This is a genomic window from Capnocytophaga sp. oral taxon 863 str. F0517, from assembly GCF_000466425.1.
GTDB lineage: Bacteria > Bacteroidota > Bacteroidia > Flavobacteriales > Flavobacteriaceae > Capnocytophaga.
In genome coordinates this window covers 83,394-102,641 of the sequence record NZ_KE992083.1, presented here as the reverse complement: position 1 = coordinate 102,641, position 19,248 = coordinate 83,394, and the positions used below count along the sequence as shown (strand labels likewise).

Below are 19,248 nucleotides of genomic sequence, written 5' to 3'. Positions count from 1 at the left end.
TATAGTAATTAGTAAAATTATCGTTTGTTACCACACTTAGGGCAGAACTTCACATGAGGCGGTAGGGGAGTACCACAGCGGCTACAGGAGTCACTGGACTGAACTTGCTTGCCACAGTTGCCACAGAAGGTAGCACCTTCGGGTAGGGGCGCATTGCAGTGCGGACAAGTGCTGTTACTTTGCTGGAGCGGCGTGCCACAACTCACACAGCGCTTGGCCGAGAGGTCATTGTCGGTACCACACTTAGGACAAGGATTGTAAGGATCACCACAGTGTGGACAGAAACGAGCCGTGCTGGGGAATTTCTTAGCACAGTTGGAACAATAGACCATCTTGACTTGTTCTTGTTCCTGAGCACCTCCCTGTCCTTGGAAATTAGCGTTGCCTGCTTGTCCCTGGAAGGTAGGCTGGTTGTACTGAGGTTGCATCATACCGCCGCCAACACCACCTTGGCCACCCATTCCGCCCATCATATTCATAGCCATAAGGCCTCCGAGAAGTCCTCCATTGCCATTGCCAAAGCCACCGATAGCATTGTTGGCCGTGTTGAACATCTGTTCTTGTTGCCAAGTGTGCCCAGTGATGGACATAGAAGCCTGGGTAGCGATGGCCTCGGCCACCTTGCGCCCTTCTTCGGTACTTTTATCAATATCAATAGAAGTAATGTTGAACTGAAGGAGTTCCAGCCCTAAGTTGTCCCAAAAAGGATTGAGAATATTCTTCAGATAGCCAGAGAGCTCGTCCAAGTAAGCCGATAGATACTTATATCCTACGCGATGCTTGAGGACATATTGGGCTATTTGGGATTTGGTTTTGGTGGCGAACTCTCCGAAGAACTGCTCCGAAAGGTCATCTTGGGTAAATTGGTTTTTGGTTCCCACCACCTTGATGAGGAACTTTTCGGCCTCATTGACCTTCAATCCATAGCGCCCCGCAGCAGTTATTGGCAGATGTGTGTTGTAATCAGGATCGTGAATAGCCATCTGGTTTACAGACCAATCGATGCTGAAGGATTGAATCTTGTTCACGAACCACACCTCGGCCGTAAAAGGATTTTTTCCACCGAAGGGGATTCCATACAAGCTCCTAAGGATGGGGAGGTTTTCCGTATTAAGCGTATGCTTGCCTGGGCCGAATTTACCAACGACTTGCCCCTTGGAGAAGAGCACAGCTTCTTGAGATTCCTGAACAATTAACTGAGTGAAAGTGGATAAGTTTGTTTCAGGAAATCGCCAAGCATATATCGTTTTGACTCCCTGGGGAGACCAACTAACTAAGTCTATTATTGCCATAAAAATAAGTTATTATAAAACCTATAGAAAATAATATAGGCAAAGTTAAGAAAAAATATTGATTTTTGAAAGAATTATTTGTATTCTTTTTAAATTATATAAATAATTGAAAAAGAAATCGATAGGTGATTATTTTACCTTCTTGAGTATTACTTTCTTGAAGAAAAAGTATATGCTATATCCGAAAAGGAGGCCTATACATAGGCCTGTGAGTACATCAAAAGGATAATGTACCCCTAAGTAGATACGGCTATAGGAGACCACGGCCGCCCATGATAGCAACCACAAGAGCAGCTTAGGGTAGCGAGGCTTCAGTACTTGCCCTAAGAAAGCAGCTAAGGCAAAACTATTGGCCGCATGGGCAGAGAAATAGCCAAACTGTCCCCCACAATGGGTAAAGCGCAATTGTTCATTAATCAAGGGGTTATGACAAGGGCGCAATCGGTGGAACTGTACCTTGAAGAGGTTGGAGAGCTGGTCAGTGAGGGCAATCATCACCGCTACGCAGAGCAAGATACAGAGGAATTGCCTGAGGGTGTACTGCCTATAACATGCCCAGCATAGCCAGCCGTACAGAGGAATAGCAGTCCATTTGTTGGTGATTACCAGCCAAAATCCGTCCCATAGGGGCGTGCCTAAGCCATTGAGGAAGAGAATCATCTCTTGGTCAAGGCTATTGAGGGTTTCTATAAAGCTATTCATAGCGGCTTATTTCTCGGTCATAGAAGGTGGTTGCCTCCTGGATAAGTCCCTCGGCGGATGCGGCAAGTTCTTCTTCGTCCTCCTTGTCAAACTCCTCCAGCCATTCTACCTCATCGTCGGCAAGGTTGAGGATAAAGCGAGGAAACTCCGTATGAATGATGAAAATAGCGTCGGGATAATCTGTGTTATCACCGAGCAAAAATTTAGGAAATGATGCCATAATCGTTATTTATATTTTCAATATAGTTAAATTCATATTTGCTTTGTTTGCAAATCTCATCGAGCAAGTCATTAAATAGTTCTTTTTCGACAATTTCGTCGAAAAATACAGTTAGCATAGGTATATTTATAATTTCTTCAATGCAAGACATGTATTTTTCTATAATGGATTCTATTGCAAATGCTTTTTTTGCATTTTCTCTAATTTTTCTTGTAATAGTTTCGATAGGTTCATCAGATTTGATGACAAAACTTATGGGGTATTTTTGTATTTTATCTATGTCTAAGAAATATTTTTTGAAATCAAGACTCTCTGTTACTTGGAAGAATCTACCCAAAGGTCTCATAACAAAGTCTATTCCTCCATCATTGGCATTTGTTTTTCCTGTTTTGTATAATTTCAGAGTATCTTCTGTGAGATTTTCTTTTGTATACCCCCAAAAGATAGTCTGATTGCTGTAATAGTATTTTAAAATGGCATAACTTACAATTTCAAACAAGCGAGCATCGGTACTGCATATCAATAGGCTTTTAACAAATGCTTTTTTATCTTCTATAGCACTATTGTTGGTTTGTAGTTCTTCAAGAGCTTCAAAAAACACCTTAAAAGAATATTGTTTAGCCTTAATATACGCATTGATAACCTCTATGATCGTATATGCAATATTAATTTCTTTATCTTTGAGGGTAATTTTTAATAAATTTTCATTAAACCAATAGCGTTTGGTCTCTAAATTTCTTAAGATAGGAATATAAGGGGCTGTAGGAAAGAATTTTTGAAACTCAGCGTTCATACGGTTATTTAGGGCATGGTTCTGGAGTGTTTTTCCGAAAGGAAGATTTTGCTGACGCTCAATGAGATCTTTATATAAAGCACCCTCGTAGGCGGCATAGTTTCCTTTTTTATCGAAGCCATGATACATATAATCTTCAACTATTACATAAATGGCATATAGGTTGGCAAAACTTGAACGAGACTTAGAATCTTTGTTAGCCGAACGTGTTTTTAGATTAAGATATTGTAGGAGTAAGCTCTTTTCAAATAGGGAGGTAGCCTCATCTCCATAACTCTTTTGTAAAATATCTTGAATAATTGTTGAAAAATCAAATCTCATAACACTTAAAATAAAGTAGGCTGATATACTAAGTTTTGTTGTTTTCTCTGGAAAGATTTTTTTTCTTTTTCTATTTTTTCTCCTTTAAATTCCTCAGATAGAGACAGGCGCCTGAGTCCTATTTTTATATATTCTTCTTGGAGTTCTATTCCGATAGACTTTCTTTTGAGGACTTTTGCAACATAACAAGTGGTAAAACTCCCTGAAAAGGGATCTAGAACAATGTCGCCCTCATTAGAACTAGCTCTGATAATCCGTTCTAATAAAATGGTTGGTTTCTGAGTAGGGTGGTTTTCATACTCTTCCATTCGGTAACGAACGCGAGGGAAATCCCATACATTGCCAGGAACTTTTTCGGAGTTATATACCGTAGGAACTGCTTTTCTATAGTCAATGAGTTTTCTTTTGGCACCTGTTTTGGCTTCTACGAGTATTTCTTGGGCATTGAATGTATAATTATTTTTATTCTTAACTCCGAATAAAATGGGTTCGTACATGGAGCCATAGTATTTTTTAGCTTGTACACCAGAGCTATCATATGACCAAACGATACGAGAGAGAATGGTTAGCTTATCTCTTAGAAAGATGTCAAAAAAAGGCATAAATTGTGTAGCGGTCATCACATAAAAACTCCCAGTAGGTTTTAATTTTCTAAGACATAAGTCAAGCCATCGGTAGCACCACTCAAGGTAACTATCTTCGTTTTCCCACTTGTCCATTTTCCCACTAAAATTCTTACCTATATTATAGGGAGGATCGGCAAAGATGAGATCCACAGAGGCATCGGGTAGGCTGTGCAATCCCTCAATTACATCTCCCCAAATTATCTTATGTGTTTCGTTTCCAAGTATTTCCATAATTATAGGTCTTTAGTGATGATTTTTCAAAAGCCTACTGGAGAGCAGCAAAAAGCGGGCAGTTTGTAACAATGCCGAAAAAGCCAGCCCTATAAGGAGTCCTATCCAGATACCTGTGGTCTTCAAAGGGGTGTGTAGTCCTAAGTAATAGCAAATAGGAAAGGCGATCACCCAGTAGGCTACAAAGGAAAGGAGCATAGGTACTTTGGCATCTTGCAAGCCACGAAGAGCACCTAAAGCGACCGTTTGGAGACCATCTACGATTTGGAAGAGGGCAGCGATCAGTAGCAGATGAGCCGATTCTTCTATCACTAAACCTATGTTGGTGGCTGTGCTGAGCTTATCGGTGTCCAAGAATAGTTCAGGTAGTTGGTAGCGTAATAGCCCCATGAGCCCACCTAAGACAAACTGAGTGAAGAGGATAAAGAGGAAAATAGAGATAGCCACACGGCGTAAAGAGACATAATCCTCCAACCCCTTGTAGTTGCCCACCCGTATCATGGCCACCACGCTCATTCCATTGGCAATCATAAAGGTTAGGGTAGCGATACTCAAGGCAATTTGGTTAGCAGCCTGATAGATCTCTCCCAACACTCCACTGATCCAAGTGGCAGCGATAAAGACCCCAGCTTCGAAGACCACTTGGAGGCCAGAGGGAACCCCTATATGGACGAATTTGCGGAGCATCCCTCCGTCTATCTTAGGGATAAGGCCTGTCATGTATTGGGTTAGGCGAGTATCTTTGTAGAGGATCAGCCAAAGCAAAATAGGCATTGCCACACGAGAGGCCAAGGTGCCTACTGCCGCTCCTAATACCCCCATACGGGGGCAGCCCCAACTTCCATAGATGAAGAGGTAGTTCAGGAAGATGTTGAGCAGGTTGGCCGCTATGGTCACATAGAGTGAATATTGAGTAATGGAAAAGCCATCCGCAAATTGCTTGAGTGCCTGAAAAAACATCATGGGAATGATAGAGACAGCCACCAAGTGTACATAAGGTACGGCCAAGGCAATTACCTCTTCCTTCTGTTGGGTGTAGCGCATCAGGGGTTCGGAAAGGAAAAGCCCCGCGAAGATAAGCAAGCCCAAGATGGTATGGGTCAGCAAGCCATGAGTGAGTATGGACTTGGTTTGGGCAGCGTCATTCTTCTTGACAGCTTCGGCGGTAAGGGTTGTAATTACAGTGGAAAAACCAATGCCAAAGGACATCAGTAGGAAGACATAGCTGTTGCCCAAGGAGGCCGCAGCCAGTTCCAAGGTGCCTACCTTGCCCACCATGGCTGTATCTATCACACCCACTAAGGTATGTCCCAGCATGGAAAGAATGATAGGCAGCGCCAAGCGCAGGTTATAACCAAATTCGTTAATATATTGTTTCATTTTTTCACAGTTTTTTCTTCAGGTTTGGAGGGGTTTTCTTCCAACGGAGGCTCGAAGGTGATATCTTGCGCGACTTCCCAGTTGGCACGGAGTTCTATTTCTTTGGCAAAATAGCGAATGGGTTCCGGTTGGAGGTGTCTGAGGAAGTTTCCAGTATCCCATTTTTTGTTTCCGTTGTGGTCTTCTATCACGCGCAGGCGATAGTTGCCAGCCTTGAGAAAAGGAAAGCTATAGGAGGGACTGGACTGTTCCACATACTGCTCATAGAGCACTTTTTTGGCCTCCTTATCAGTAAGTTCGATGATAAAAGGCAGGGGGACACTATCCTTAAAGGTGAGCTTAAGTGCCCCGAAATCCTCTGCTTTCTTGGCTGAAAAAGACTCCTGAAGGGTATCACTCTTCTGTCCGAAGAAGTTCTCAAAGGCGCTAAAGGCCTTGAAGAGGTATTTTTCTCCTTCTTTTACCTTCACCTTGAAGGAAATTTGGGAGGTATTGGGTGTAAAGACAGGCTCAAACCCCACTTCGGTACTGTCCTTAGCCATCATAAACTTGATAGCTTCTTTGTCAAAAGCATGGATTGGCATATTGGAGGCCAAGATGATTTCTTCTTCGGTAGGGGAAATGCCCTTGAACTCCGGGGTGAGCTTCCATTTTTCAGGTTTTATTTTTCGCATACTCACCTTGGTCGTATCGGAGGTATGAGGTGTTTTTACGATAAGCCTGAGGGAATCCTCCACTTTGGGGTGGTACCACAGCCATAGGGTATCCTTGGCGGGTTCCTTTTCTATAACATATTTCCAATCGGCTGGATAGGGAGGCAGTGGCTGTATATGGATACTGTCTTTCTCTCCTTGATAGCCGATACTGATACGCTGCTCACCTGAGAGGAAGGGGCGAGAGGCTTTTGTATGAGGTACTTCCTTGAATAGGGAAAGGGTGTAAGTACTGTCGTTAGGAATGGTAATAGGGGTAGCGTGAAAGCCAATCTTGTCGGTCTTAGGATCAAAGAGATAGTTGTTGTCTTTATCCTTCATCGCTACTAACTTATATTTTCCAGCCTTCAGGTGGGTAAGCTCAAAGGAGGAGAGGCTGTCCAAGGTATTGACTACATAGGTAGGTCTCTGTTTGTAGACAATAGAATCAGAAAATTTCTCGCCCAACTCGTAGAGCATCACATTGACAAAATGGTCACCTTTGGGCAAGAACGCATCCTTGATATTTCCCTTAAGAGTCAGCGAATCAATAGTATTTCCGGTGGAAAAGGTATAGATATAGAAACTCAAGGGGTTCCCCTCGTTGTTGTCCTGTATGCTTCTACCAAAGTTGAGCGTATAGGTAGTATGAGGCTTTAGCGTATCCAATATCTTAATATTGATATACTTAGAGGCATTTCCCGAAGGGGTAATTTCTGGAAAATAAGCCAGGGGAGGGGAGATGATTAGCTGCTTGCGCACGTCCTTGAGCGTGATAAACTCATCAAAATAGATACGAATACGATTGCCGGAGAAGTTCACCGACTCGTTGGGAGGAATGGTTCTTACTACTTTGGGAGGGATCTTGTCCTGTTCGCCCCCTGTAGGGGAGCCTACGCGTGCACAAGCCACCCATAGGAGGAGCAGCACACCACCGAGCAGATAAAGATATATTTTTCTCATAAATTTTTTATCCTAAATTTATCCCAAGTGTACCGCAGTATTGAGTTTGCCTAATAGCTGGGTAGCTACGGTATTGGCATATTCTTTTTTGCGATATTTGCTCACCGACTGTATGCCTTGCCGGGTATTGGTCAGGAACAGTTCATCGGCCTTTTGCAGTTCAAAAGGTGAGACGGGGCGTTCCTCTATGGTGAAGCCATCGGCCTTTCCTATAGCTTCTATGAGTTTTTTGCGGGTAATCCCATTGGGGGCACCTTCCGATAGGGGAGGGGTCACTACTTGATTGCCGAAAACTAAAAAAAGGTTACCATTGAGGAAGCTCACCACATTCTTCTGTGTATTCATCAGGATACAGTTCTGATAGTCATTCTCTTGGGCAAATACGCTTCCGACAATCTGGAGCATACGGTTGGTAATATTGAGCGTGGAGAGCAAGTCGGCCTGAGTGTAATAATCCTTGAACAGCTCCACCTCATAGGGAATACGCAAGTTCTGATAGAAGGGAGAGGTGATGCCCTCTATATCCATGCAATAATTCACCTCTGCACTTTGGGGGGTATAACCACCCCCTTCTCGACGGGTGATAGTGGTGCGTACCAGCACCGGCTTGGCCGAGAGTGCATTGGCCTGTATGGTCTTTTTGATTTCAGCCTCGAGGAACTCCATGGTGAAGTTGGCCGGAATTTCCATACGAGCAATACGCATGGTAGCCATCAGGCGCAGGTAGTGTTCTTCCCAGAAAAAGAGGGAGCCTTCTACATATTTTACGACATCAAAAACGCCATCACCGTAGAGAAAGCCACGATTTTTGGCAGAAAGAGCAGGGGAGGTTTGTTGTATTTCTCCGTTATAGTTGATCATTCGTTACAGTTATATTAAAGGGGGGACAAAGTTACGGATTATTTTTGGCTTCTCCTATAGCTTTTCAGTTAGCTCGGTGAGCCACTTGCCTTGTACCTTCATTACCTGTTCTATGATCTCCCTCACGCAGCCTTGTCCACCCCCAAGGTGGGAGATATATCGGGCTACGGCCTTCACTTCTGCTACGGCATCTTGTGGGCAGGTAGGCAGACCTACACGCTTCATAGGCGCCACATCGGGAATGTCGTCCCCCATGTAGAGAATCTCTTCAGGGCGTAGCTTGTACTTGTCCATATACTCCTTCAGCGGTTCTATCTTGAGGTGATTGGCCATATAGATGTCGGTTACACCCAACTGCTCGAATCTTCGGCGGGTACCTATGTTGTTCCCTCCGGTGATGATGGCAATACGGTAGCCCTGATTGATAGCCTGCTTAATGGCATAGCCATCTTTTACATTGAACGAACGCAGCAGGTCTCCATCATTCTGCACCAATACCTGGCACTGGGTAAGGACACCATCTATATCAAAGATAAAAGTGGTAATATCCTTCAATAATTCTTTGTAATTTTTATTTTCCATAAGTTGCTATTATAGAGGTTGATATATCTCTGTAAATGTCTTTTTCTATACCTTGTAGCAAGGCTAAATGTTTTGCTATCACTGTTCTGTCCCCCCTTTTGGCAGGCCCTGTTTGTCCTTCGAAGAAAGAAAGTTCTTGGCCTTTGCGGTAGGTCTCCTCCAATAGTGGGCGTAGTAGTTCAAAGGGAATTTTCTCACGGTCACAAAGCTGCTGGCTAAGGTACCACAGGTGGTTGGTAAAATTGTTCAGAAACACAGCGGCTACATGTAGGTACTGCCGTTGCAAGCTATCTATGGCATAATACTTGGGAGAAAACACCTTGGCTAAGCCTTCCAAAAGCTCATAATCAGTAGCCTCTTCCGTTTCTAAGCAGAAAGGAACTTTCGAGAAATCCACCGCTTGTGCCTTGGAGAAGGATTGTAAGGGATAAAAGACCCCACGTCGTTGCTTGGGGCTTAGCGCCTGCATGGGGACACTGCCGGAGGTATGCACCACCAATTGCCCCTGGAAAGGGAGCTGCTCGCAAAGAGTAGCTATGGCATCGTCTTTGACTGAAAGAATATAAATATCAGCAGGAAGCAAGGCATCCAGCTGAGTGGTTTTCTCTACGTTAATTGATTCAAAATCAGCACTTAGCAAGCTGCGATTGTATAGCTGTATAAGCCGATATTGTGGGTCATTCATTAGCTGTCGTGCTAAATGATAGGCCACATTACCCCCTCCTAAAAGGACTACTTTCTTCATAGATAGCAAACAAATGCCAAAAGTACTATATTTTTGCGACACCTCAAAAGATTTATCTTATTTTTTTAGGTCAGCTCACAAAAAAGCTGTATTTTTGCGCTTAAAATTACATTCATGAGAAAACTTGTAGGCCTTGCGGCCGTTTTAGCACTAATGGGTGCTTGTTCTAAAAAGAATGCCTCCCTTGAGGGAAATTGGAAAATCGGAACTATCACAGTAAATGGGAAGACACAGCCCTTGGACGATTGTACCCAGAAAACCTATCTTAGCTTTGGAAAGGATTCAATCACCTACCATTCTTTTGTAGCCTTTGACAACTGTAAGGAGAATATCTCCAGCCTTGCCTATGTGGCCACCTCTGACAGTATCAAGGTAACCAACGAACTCAAGCGTATAGAACGCAGTCACTACCAAATCAAAGGGGATACGCTCACTATCACCGATGAAGCAGAGATCCGAGGACAGAAACTCGTTTCTAAAGTAAAACTCATCAGAATGACAAGTGACAAGTGACAAGTGATTAGTATTAGTCACTAGTCGTTAGTCATTAGTCACTATTTTGGTATGATTTTTGCTTTTATTAGGGTATGAAAACACTATTTCTTACCCTTTTTTTAGTAGCTACTACTTGGCTGTATGGGCAGCCAGAGAAGTTTTCTTCGGGGAAACTGTTCCTCAGTCCTAAGGAAGAGGCACCCTTGCAACCTAAAGGAGCGGAGGAGAAAAGCTCCGAGGTGTCCTCTTGGCTGAAGAATTACCAAAAGCAACACCCAGCTCCATCCTTTTTATCAGAAGACAGGGGCGTGGATTTCACAGGTCAATACCGCAAGCAATATGCCCAAAAGGAGATTACCCTGCCTAAATATCAAACAGACCTAAAGCTGGAAAAAGAGCAAGACCTTTCTGCCCTCAGGGGTGATAAGTCCTATGGTGAGTTCAATAGCACCGCCGATGCTGTGGGTATCTTCTGTCGTGACTATGCCGATGTAGATGGGGATATCGTGGATATATACCTCAATGATGAGTTGGTGGTGAACAATGTATACTTACGAGGCGACTTCCAGCGGCTACACATTCCCCTGAAAGTAGGCTTTAATAAAATAGAGATCAAGGCACTCAATCAAGGACTTTATGGACCGAATACCGCCGAGTTCCGTGTTATAGATGATCAGAATCAAGTACTTATCAACCAAACCTGGGCGCTGCTCACCGGCTACAAAGCCCGCTTTGTGATTGTAAAAGACAAGTGATAATGACAAATGACGGGAGACCAATAACCAATAACCAATGACCAATGACCAATCATGGGTGACTAATTACTAATAAGATAATAAAAGATGAAAGAAGATATTTTAAAAGCAAAGAGTTTTGCTTTTGCCGTTAGGATTGTGAAGCTATATAAATATCTATGTGAACAAAAAACAGAATATGTACTTTCTAAACAGGTACTTCGTAGTGGAACCTCTGTTGGAGCAATGGTTTGTGAAGCAGAATATTCAGAGAGTAAGGCAAATTTTGCTCATAAAATGGGAATTGCACGAAAGGAACTCAATGAAACACTCTATTGATTAGAACTTCTTCTGCAAACAGAGTACATAACACAAACAGAATATGATAGTCTGTCAGCAGATGCTGTAGAAATTATCAAAATACTTACGACAAGTATCAAAACAGTAAAAAATATTAGTCATTAGTCATTGGTCATTAGTCATTAGAATATGGTCTCTCTCTCATTGGGTAGTAATCTCGGTAATAGAGCACAGTACCTCCAGCATGCGCTCTTCCTCCTGCATCGTGAAGTAGGGGAGGTGGTAAGGTTATCCCCCCTATATGAATCCCCAGCTTGGGGGTTTAGCTCGGAGCCTTTCTATAATATCTGTGTGGAACTCCATACCGACCTGCCTTTGGAGGTGCTCCTTCCCAAACTACACGCCATAGAAGCCCACTTGGGTCGCGTGCGTTCCACTCAGCCCTCGGCAGGTTATAAGGCACGTACTTTGGATATTGACATCCTCTACTATGCGGATAAGGTCGTACAAACCGATACGCTCTGCGTACCTCACCCACAGTTGGCCTCAAGGCGCTTTGTCTTACAACCCTTGGCCGATATAGCTCCCAATTTTGTAGATCCAGTCAAAGGGAAGACGATAACCCAACTCCTTGAAGCCTGCCCTGATACAGCTTCCCTTACCCTAGTAAAACAGGACTTTGCCTTGCCTGTAAAAAAGGCTACCATTCCCTATCGCTATATTACCATAGAGGGGAATATAGGTGCTGGGAAGACCTCCTTGGCCACCCGCTTGGCGGAAGACTTTTCAGGCCAATTGCTTTTGGAGGAGTTTGCCACCAACCCTTTTTTGGAGGACTTCTATAAGCAGCCACAGCGCTATGCTTTGGCCACCGAACTCAATTTTCTTAAAGACCGCTATAAGCAACTCCAGCAGACCCTTACCCTGAACGAACATCCCCTTTTGGTAGCCGATTACGCTTTTTCCAAATCGCTCATCTTTGCCCAAGAGACACTTCCTAAGAAGGAATATACCCTCTATGAAGAGCTGTTCTATCTGCTTTTTGAGCGAATGATAAAGCCTGATTTGTATATTTACCTACACCAACATACCGATATATTGCTGAAAAATATACAAAAAAGAGGGAGAAATTTCGAATCGCCTATCTCTAAATCCTATTTGGAACGTATCGAGCAGAGTTATCTGTCCTTTTTACAGCATAATCCCTCGTTGCATACTCTTTTTATAGACGTATCCTATATGGATTTTGTAAATAATGAAGCCGATTACGAGTTTATCACTGCCCTAATTACGAAGTAGATGCCCTTTTTCCAGCAACTCCATATAGCCGATGCCCATGTTTATACATGGCAACTCACTGAGACGGTGGCGCAGCTTAGCGCTGGCCTCACCCTCTCCCAGGGGGAGGAAGAGCGGATGACGACCATCCACAGCCAGAAGAAGCAGCGGGAGTTCTTGGCTATTCGCCATTTGTTGCAACAGGCACAACTGCCTACCACGGCTCTTTCCTATACCCCTGAGGGCAAGCCACAGCTTGAAGGGGCATGTATCTCTATTACCCACAGCCATGACTTTGTGATGATTGCCCTAAGCCCGCGCCCCATAGGGATAGACATAGAGTGCTGTACTCCCCGTATCCTTCGCCTTGCCCCCCGCTTCACCCCTTGGCAAGCCCCCCTCGATATGGACGAGCCTACCCAGATACAGGCCTATACCCAACTATGGACGATCAAGGAAGCGCTCTATAAGATTGCCGACCTGTCCTCAGTACGCTTCTATGAGGATTTGCAAATACCTCATTACCAAGCTCTCGCCCCTTGCCAACAAGCCCTTATCATCCACCCCGAAGGCGATAAGGCGTACGAGACACAGAGCTTCTTTGGGGAGGGGTATATTTGGACGGTGGTAAGTGAACAATGAAAAAACAACTCAAAATTAAAAACTCAAAAATGCGTATTCTTGCAATAGACTATGGTACCAAGCGTTGTGGTATTGCGGTAACAGACGAACTCAAACTGATTGCCTCGCCCTTGACAACAGTGGAGGCCAGCGAGCTATTGGATTTTCTCCACCAGTACTGCCAAAGTGAATCGGTAGAACGGATTATTGTAGGTCTGCCTAAACAGACCTCGGGCGAACTCTCCGAAAGTGAAGCGGCCATAACGACCTTTATCGAAAGGCTCCAAGAGAAACTCCCTGAGATTCACATCTCCCGTTATGATGAACGCTTTACTTCCAAAATAGCCTCTCATATCCTGGTGGAGAGTGGTACTAAGAAGAAAAAACGACAGGACAAAGCACTCTTGGATAAGATCAGTGCGACCCTTATCCTACAAGATTATTTGAGTTCTTTATCATAAGAAAATGACTTTACTCGAACAAGTATATACCCCTGCGGACATCCGCCACTTCTCTCTCGCTGAGCTTAGGCAGCTGGCGGGGGAGTTGCGCCATTTTATCATTAATGAAGTAGCTACCAAAGAAGGCCATTTGGGGGCAGGCTTGGGCGTGGTGGAGCTGACCATTGCACTGCACTATGTGTTCAATACCCCTGAGGATCTATTGGTTTTTGACGTGGGGCACCAGGCCTACCCTCATAAGCTCCTCACCGGCAGGCGCGAACGCTTTGCTACCAACCGCCAATGGGGGGGACTTTCGGGCTTCCCTAAGCGCCAAGAGAGCGAATTCGATCCTTTCGGTACAGGTCATGCGGGTACTTCACTATCGGCTGTACTGGGGATGGCTACTGCAGCAGTGCTTCAGGAGAATTTCTCACGCAAGCATGTGGCTGTTATTGGGGATGCTTCCTTTGTTAATGGGATGGCCTGGGAGGCACTGAACCAAATGGGGGATAGCAAGGTCAATATGCTGGTGGTGCTCAATGATAACCAAATAGGGATAGACCCCTCCACAGGTGCTTTTCGTTATTACTTGGAGCGCTTGGCTAAAGGAGCCGATAAGGGGAGCTTCTTTACGGACTTACAAATAGAGTATTTGGGTAGCTATGACGGACACTCCTTCGAGGAGTTGCTTCCGGTACTTACGCAGGCAAGGGATTTCTTTGGCGTACAATTGGTACATATTCGTACTACCAAGGGCAAGGGCTACCAAAAGGCAGAAGAGCGGCAAACGCTTTTTCATGCCCCAGGCAAATTCGACCCCGCCACAGGGATGCTCCTGCCACAACAGAGGCAACAAACGAAGTTTCAGGATGTTTTTGGGCGTACCCTCTGTGAGTTGGCCGCTGAGAACAAGGCTATAGTGGGCATTACTCCAGCCATGGTAACAGGTAGTTCGCTCCACTATATGCAACAACAATTCCCCGCTCGTACCTTTGATGTAGGCATCGCTGAAGAGCATGCCGTTACCTTTGCTGCCGGATTGGCTACTCAGGGATTGTTACCTTTTTTAGTGATTTACTCAACTTTCTTGCAAAGAGGCTATGATCAACTCATTCATGATGTGGCGCTCCAACAGCTCAAAGTGATTTTCTGTATCGATAGGGCAGGTCTGGTAGGGGAGGACGGTGCTACCCATCAGGGGGTGTTTGATATAGCCTACCTGCGCTGTATTCCTCATATAGAGATTGCCGCACCTCGCAATGAGGTAGAATTGCGCAATATGCTCTATACCGCCCAGCTCCCAGAGCAAGATAAGGCGCTGGCTATACGCTACCCTCGTGGTTATGGGCGGCTCACTTCTTGGCAATTTCCTTACGAAAAGATAGAAAAAACAGGCGTACAGCTCCGCAAAGGTACGCGCTATGCGGTGCTCTCGGTGGGTACCATAGCCGATGAGGTAGCCCAAGAGATAGAACAACACCCTAAGGCTGAGGTTTTTTCTCATTACGATATGCGATGGATTAAGCCCTTAGATGAAGCCTTGTTACACCAGGTAATGAACCAATATGAAGCGATTATAACTGTAGAGGAAGGCTGTAAGATAGGAGGATTTGGTGAGAGTGTCGTCGTTTTTGCCAAAGAAAAAGGCTATAGCCTTCCGATCAAAATCGTGGCCATAGCCGATGTCTTTGTAGAACACGGTTCGCTCGCCTTACAGCGGGCTTTTACCGGTCTTACTCATTTTCTAGACGAAGCTTTCTAAGCCATTGGTTCATATCTACTTCCTTGAGAATGAGTTCTCTAAGGGAAGAGATAGGAACACGTTGTTGCTCCATCGTATCGCGATGACGTAGGGTTACGGTGTTATCTTCTTTGGACTGGTGATCCACAGTGATACAGAAAGGGGTACCAACGGCATCTTGTCTGCGATAACGACGACCGATGGCATCTTTCTCATCATAGGCTACATTGAAGTCAAATTTCAGGTCGTTGAAGATCTGCAAGGCAAGTTCAGGAAGTTCATCCTTCTTGAGCAAAGGTAGTATCGCCACTTTGGTAGGAGCAAGTACAAAAGGCAAGCGCAATACGGTACGAGTTTCCCCGCCCTCAAGCGTTTCCTCTTGTAAGCTGTGGGAGAAGATAGCCAAGAACAAGCGGTCAAGCCCTACTGAGGTCTCTAATACATAAGGTACATAGCTTCTATTCTCATCAGGGTCAAAGTATTGTAGCTTCTTACCTGAATACTTCTCATGGTTGCCCAAGTCAAAATCAGTACGAGAGTGAATACCTTCTAATTCCTTGAACCCAAATGGAAAGCGGAACTCTATATCACAAGCAGCATCGGCATAGTGTGCCAATTTCTCATGGTCATGGAAGCGGTAGTTTTCAGCTCCTAAGCCCAAGGAAAGGTGCCAATTGAGGCGGGTCTTTTTCCAGTGTTCGTACCATTCTTGTTGGGTACCAGGCTTGATAAAGAACTGCATCTCCATCTGTTCGAACTCACGCATGCGGAAGATAAATTGGCGTGCTACGATCTCGTTGCGGAACGCCTTTCCTGTCTGCGCAATCCCAAAAGGAATCTTCATACGCCCTGTCTTCTGTACATTGGAGAAATTGACAAAGATCCCTTGGGCGGTCTCCGGACGTAGGTATAAGTCCATGGCTCCTTCGGAGGTAGCCCCGAGCTTGGTGCCGAACATCAGGTTGAACTGCTTTACCTCAGTCCAGTTCTTGGTGCCGGAGATAGGGCAGACAATTTCTAATTCTTCGATAAGCGCTTTTACATCGGCCAAATCTTCCCGCTCAAGGGATTTGCCCAATCGGTGAAGGATAGCTTCCGCACGTTCTTTGTATTCAATAACTTTGGGATTGGTGGCGAGGAATTGTTCCTTGTCAAAGGCCTCCCCGAAGCGTTTTTGGGCTTTGGAGACTTCTTTTTCTATCTTATCTTCTATTTTCGCTACATAGTCCTCTACCAAAGTATCGGCACGGTAACGCTTTTTAGAATCCTTGTTGTCAATAAGGGGGTCATTGAAGGCATCCACGTGTCCGGAGGCCTTCCAAGTGGTGGGGTGCATGAAGATCGCAGCATCTATCCCTACAATGTTCTCATGGAGCTGTACCATTGCCTTCCACCAGTATTCGCGGAGGTTCTTCTTTAGTTCCACACCATTCTGAGCGTAATCGTACACGGCACTAAGTCCGTCATAGATTTCGCTAGAAGGAAAAATATAACCATATTCCTTGGCGTGGGAGATTACTTTCTTGAAAATGTCTTCTTGATTTGCCATAGTTCTGAATTAATGAGTGCAAAAATAGTAAAAAATATCGTTAGTTCTATGCTTTTTAAAAATAAATTATCGCTTAGGGTATTCTTCCCATTGGGGGAAGTCGAATTGTAGCTGTACCCATTGGGGGGACTCCTCTTCCTCCGAGGGGTAGTTGAAGTGACTTAAGGATACACCCAAGAGCCGTACGGACTCTCGGAGTTTTTCCTGATAGAGGAGTTCGCGGATAACCTGATAAATAGTTTCACTATCTCCCACAAAGTCGGGTAAGGTGCGGCTACGGGTCTGCTGTTTGAAGTCACTGTACTTAAGCTTGAGGGTGATGGTCTTGGCCTGTAGCTGCTTCTTAGCCATTCGTTGGGCTACTTCCTCACATAGCTTCTGAAGCGGTTCTTCCATAAAGACCTCACTGGAGATGTTGGTATCAAAGGTATGCTCCACCCCAATTGACTTGACCAAACGAAAGGGGCGCACAGGGCTTAGGTGTATTCCTCGAGCTATCTGGTAGAAGTATTCCCCATTGTTACCAAAATATTCCTGTAGTTCTTCCAGACTCTTGGCGCGCAGGTCAGCCCCAGTGAAGATTCCTTTTTGGTACATCTTTTGGGCGGTTACCTTGCCAATACCGTAAAATTTCTTAATATCTAAGTTGGCCAAGAAGTCCAATACCTCTTCCGGAGGGACAGTCTTCTGTCCGTTAGGCTTATTGTAGTCACTGGCGATTTTGGCGATAAACTTATTCACCGAAATCCCCGCTGAGGCGGTAAGTCCCGTTTGTTCAAAGATTTTAGAGCGTATCTGCTGGGCGATAAGGGTAGCCGAGGGGATATCTATTTTGTTAGTGGTAACATCAAGATAGGCCTCATCCAAAGAAAGAGGCTCTACCAAATCGGTATATTCATAGAAGATAGCCCTTATCTGCATAGAGATTTCCCGATAGCGATCAAAGCGTGGCTTGACAAAAATAAGCTGCGGACATAGCTGCTTGGCCACCACACTGGACATGGCACTACGCACCCCATAGCGGCGAGCCTCATAGCTAGCAGCGGCCACCACGCCACGGGCTTCACTCCCTCCTACGGCAATAGCCTTCCCTTTGAGCCAAGGATTGTCGTGCTGCTCTACCGAGGCGAAGAAGGCATCCATATCAATATGAATAATCTTGCGTTCCACAAGGGCAAAGATAAGGATAATTTGCCAATGAGACAATGTGATTAAAATATTTGATGTATGAGAATAAGAAATTTAATTTATTTTACGCTCTTATTTTTAGGAGCATTACAAGCATCCATAGCTCAAGAGCGCACCATCTCAGGGGTGGTAAAGGATGAAAACCAGGAGCCTTTTGTTTTTGCAAAAAGCCGTCTCCTACAAGGGGGACGGCTTTTTAGCTCTATAACTGAATGGAAGAGATGAAAAATGAGTACTTTCTCTAAACAGCAGCACAATTTCTCAATTAAGAGAATAGCTGTAGGGAAGGGCAACAAAATGAAGCCTATTAAATTTTTAGTAATAAAATATTTTTATAGCTTTTTTCTTTGATTTTTTTTTCATACCTTTGACCGCTAAAAATACACTTCCAAAGTAGGAAGGGTGAATAAAGAAATTGTTTGTAAAAATAGCTATTTATTTAGCATAAATAGAAAAAATATAATGGGACTTTTTGATTTTTTAACAGAAGAAATCGCCATTGACTTAGGTACGGCCAACACGCTTATTATACACAAAGATAAGGTAGTGGTCGATAGTCCTTCTATAGTGGCACGTGACTTAATCACTAATAAGATCATTGCTGTAGGTAGGGAAGCGCAGCTTATGCAGGGAAAAACCTATGAGCGTATCAAAACGATTCGTCCGCTTAAGGACGGGGTAATTGCTGATTTTGATGCTTCTGAGCAGATGATCAATGCTTTTATCAAGAGTATTCCTGCCTTGAAGAAGCGTCTTTTCTCTCCTTCACTTAAAATAGTAGTGTGTATCCCCTCCGGGATTACCGAAGTGGAGATGCGTGCCGTACGTGAATCCTGCGAAAGGGTCAATGGGAAGGAGATTTTCCTTGTGTATGAGCCTATGGCCGCAGCCATCGGGATAGGACTGGATATCATGCAAGCCAAAGGAAATATGGTTATCGATATAGGGGGAGGAACTGCTGAAATTGCGGTGATTTCCTTGGGAGGAATTGTCTGCGATAAGTCGGTAAAGATAGCAGGGGATGTCTTTACCAACGATATCATTTATTATATGCGTACCCGACACAATCTCTATATAGGGGAAACTACGGCTGAAAATATCAAAATCAACACAGGTGCAGCCATTGAGGATATTGATTCTCCACCCGATCCGATGCTTGTTCAGGGGCGCGACTTGCTTACTGGAAAGCCTAAGCAAGTGGAGATCTCTCATCGAGAGGTTGCAAAGGCCTTGGATAAGTCCATCCTTCGAATAGAGGATGCTATTATGGAAACCCTTTCTCAGACTCCTCCCGAATTAGCTGCGGATATCTACAATACAGGTATCTATATGGCTGGTGGAGGATCCATGCTTCGTGGATTGGACAAACGTATCTCCATGCGTACAGACCTTCCGGTATATGTAGCGGAGGATCCACTTCGTGCTGTGGTAAGAGGTACCGGTATCACCCTCAAGAATATAGAAAAATTCAAAGCTATCTTAGAGAAATAA

Annotated in this window: 20 protein-coding genes and 1 pseudogene; 9 read left to right on the top strand and 12 right to left on the bottom strand. The window is 44.5% G+C overall.

Annotation, left to right across the window (positions count from 1 at the left end; all coding sequences use genetic code 11):
• Nucleotides 1–17: 17 nt before the first annotated feature.
• From HMPREF1551_RS00495 to HMPREF1551_RS00450, 10 genes are all read right to left on the bottom strand, one after another.
• Nucleotides 18–1,292 carry an SPFH domain-containing protein gene (locus HMPREF1551_RS00495; RefSeq protein ID WP_021627016.1) on the bottom strand — a complete coding sequence of 425 codons (1,275 nt, stop codon included), beginning with the start codon at nt 1,290–1,292 and terminating at the stop codon, nt 18–20.
• Between the two features lie 129 nt (nt 1,293–1,421).
• Nucleotides 1,422–1,994: a phosphatase PAP2 family protein gene (locus HMPREF1551_RS00490; protein WP_021627015.1), complete on the bottom strand. Its 573-nt coding sequence runs from the start codon at nt 1,992–1,994 to the stop codon at nt 1,422–1,424.
• Nucleotides 1,987–2,214 (bottom strand): hypothetical protein, encoded by a 228-nt coding sequence (locus tag HMPREF1551_RS00485; RefSeq protein ID WP_021627014.1) that lies wholly within the window; start codon nt 2,212–2,214, stop codon nt 1,987–1,989. Before HMPREF1551_RS00485 ends, HMPREF1551_RS00490 begins: the two co-directional genes overlap by 8 nt.
• Nucleotides 2,198–3,328, bottom strand: a complete 1,131-nt coding sequence (locus HMPREF1551_RS14110) for a hypothetical protein (RefSeq protein ID WP_021627013.1) — start codon at nt 3,326–3,328, stop codon at nt 2,198–2,200. The genes HMPREF1551_RS00485 and HMPREF1551_RS14110 overlap by 17 nt, the downstream gene beginning before the upstream one ends.
• Nucleotides 3,329–3,333: 5 nt before the next feature.
• Nucleotides 3,334–4,185: an adenine-specific DNA-methyltransferase gene (yhdJ, locus tag HMPREF1551_RS00475; RefSeq protein WP_021627012.1), complete on the bottom strand. Its 852-nt coding sequence runs from the start codon at nt 4,183–4,185 to the stop codon at nt 3,334–3,336.
• 12 nt (nt 4,186–4,197) lie between these two features.
• Nucleotides 4,198–5,565 (bottom strand): MATE family efflux transporter, encoded by a 1,368-nt coding sequence (locus HMPREF1551_RS00470; RefSeq protein ID WP_021627011.1) that lies wholly within the window; start codon nt 5,563–5,565, stop codon nt 4,198–4,200.
• The gene (locus HMPREF1551_RS00465) at nt 5,562–7,220 is read right to left on the bottom strand and encodes an Ig-like domain-containing protein (protein WP_021627010.1); all 1,659 of its coding nucleotides are present in this window, start codon (nt 7,218–7,220) and stop codon (nt 5,562–5,564) included. Before HMPREF1551_RS00465 ends, HMPREF1551_RS00470 begins: the two co-directional genes overlap by 4 nt.
• 18 nt (nt 7,221–7,238) lie before the next feature.
• A complete protein-coding gene (locus HMPREF1551_RS00460) occupies nt 7,239–8,081 on the bottom strand; it encodes an aminotransferase class IV (RefSeq protein ID WP_021627009.1) in 843 nt (280 codons plus the stop codon).
• Nucleotides 8,082–8,135: 54 nt separating this feature from the next.
• A complete protein-coding gene (locus HMPREF1551_RS00455) occupies nt 8,136–8,663 on the bottom strand; it encodes a KdsC family phosphatase (protein WP_021627008.1) in 528 nt (175 codons plus the stop codon).
• Nucleotides 8,653–9,408 carry a Rossmann-like and DUF2520 domain-containing protein gene (locus HMPREF1551_RS00450; RefSeq protein WP_021627007.1) on the bottom strand — a complete coding sequence of 252 codons (756 nt, stop codon included), beginning with the start codon at nt 9,406–9,408 and terminating at the stop codon, nt 8,653–8,655. The genes HMPREF1551_RS00455 and HMPREF1551_RS00450 overlap by 11 nt, the downstream gene beginning before the upstream one ends.
• A gap of 114 nt (nt 9,409–9,522) precedes the next feature.
• On the opposite strand from HMPREF1551_RS00450, the gene HMPREF1551_RS00445 reads away from it, so the two are divergent.
• From HMPREF1551_RS00445 to HMPREF1551_RS00415, 7 genes and pseudogenes are all read left to right on the top strand, one after another.
• Nucleotides 9,523–9,921 (top strand): lipocalin family protein, encoded by a 399-nt coding sequence (locus tag HMPREF1551_RS00445; RefSeq protein WP_021627006.1) that lies wholly within the window; start codon nt 9,523–9,525, stop codon nt 9,919–9,921.
• A gap of 74 nt (nt 9,922–9,995) precedes the next feature.
• Nucleotides 9,996–10,658, top strand: a complete 663-nt coding sequence (locus HMPREF1551_RS00440; protein WP_021627005.1) for a hypothetical protein — start codon at nt 9,996–9,998, stop codon at nt 10,656–10,658.
• 87 nt (nt 10,659–10,745) lie between these two features.
• Nucleotides 10,746–11,102 (top strand): annotated as a pseudogene (locus HMPREF1551_RS14460) (four helix bundle protein).
• Between the two features lie 24 nt (nt 11,103–11,126).
• Nucleotides 11,127–12,236 carry a 2-amino-4-hydroxy-6-hydroxymethyldihydropteridine diphosphokinase gene (gene folK / locus HMPREF1551_RS00430; RefSeq protein WP_021627003.1) on the top strand — a complete coding sequence of 370 codons (1,110 nt, stop codon included), beginning with the start codon at nt 11,127–11,129 and terminating at the stop codon, nt 12,234–12,236.
• Nucleotides 12,237–12,857, top strand: a complete 621-nt coding sequence (locus HMPREF1551_RS00425; RefSeq protein ID WP_021627002.1) for a 4'-phosphopantetheinyl transferase superfamily protein — start codon at nt 12,237–12,239, stop codon at nt 12,855–12,857.
• A 29-nt stretch (nt 12,858–12,886) separates the two neighbouring features.
• A complete protein-coding gene (gene ruvX / locus HMPREF1551_RS00420) occupies nt 12,887–13,297 on the top strand; it encodes a Holliday junction resolvase RuvX (protein WP_034543962.1) in 411 nt (136 codons plus the stop codon).
• Between the two features lie 4 nt (nt 13,298–13,301).
• Nucleotides 13,302–15,041, top strand: a complete 1,740-nt coding sequence (locus HMPREF1551_RS00415; protein WP_021627000.1) for a 1-deoxy-D-xylulose-5-phosphate synthase — start codon at nt 13,302–13,304, stop codon at nt 15,039–15,041.
• On the opposite strand, the gene HMPREF1551_RS00410 is transcribed toward HMPREF1551_RS00415, so the two are convergent.
• Together HMPREF1551_RS00410 and dinB are read right to left on the bottom strand one after the other, a co-directional pair.
• The gene (locus tag HMPREF1551_RS00410; RefSeq protein WP_021626999.1) at nt 15,013–16,569 is read right to left on the bottom strand and encodes a glycine--tRNA ligase; all 1,557 of its coding nucleotides are present in this window, start codon (nt 16,567–16,569) and stop codon (nt 15,013–15,015) included. The two genes, HMPREF1551_RS00415 and HMPREF1551_RS00410, sit on opposite strands and share 29 nt — an antisense overlap.
• A 66-nt stretch (nt 16,570–16,635) precedes the next feature.
• On the bottom strand, nt 16,636–17,739 hold the full coding sequence (dinB, locus tag HMPREF1551_RS00405) for a DNA polymerase IV (RefSeq protein ID WP_034543959.1): 1,104 nt from the start codon (nt 17,737–17,739) through the stop codon (nt 16,636–16,638).
• 57 nt (nt 17,740–17,796) lie between these two features.
• On the opposite strand from dinB, the gene HMPREF1551_RS00400 reads away from it, so the two are divergent.
• Both HMPREF1551_RS00400 and HMPREF1551_RS00395 read left to right on the top strand, forming a co-directional pair.
• Entirely contained in the window at nt 17,797–17,982 is a 186-nt protein-coding gene (locus tag HMPREF1551_RS00400) for a hypothetical protein (RefSeq protein WP_021626997.1), read from the top strand.
• A gap of 237 nt (nt 17,983–18,219) precedes the next feature.
• The gene (locus tag HMPREF1551_RS00395; RefSeq protein WP_021626995.1) at nt 18,220–19,248 is read left to right on the top strand and encodes a rod shape-determining protein; all 1,029 of its coding nucleotides are present in this window, start codon (nt 18,220–18,222) and stop codon (nt 19,246–19,248) included.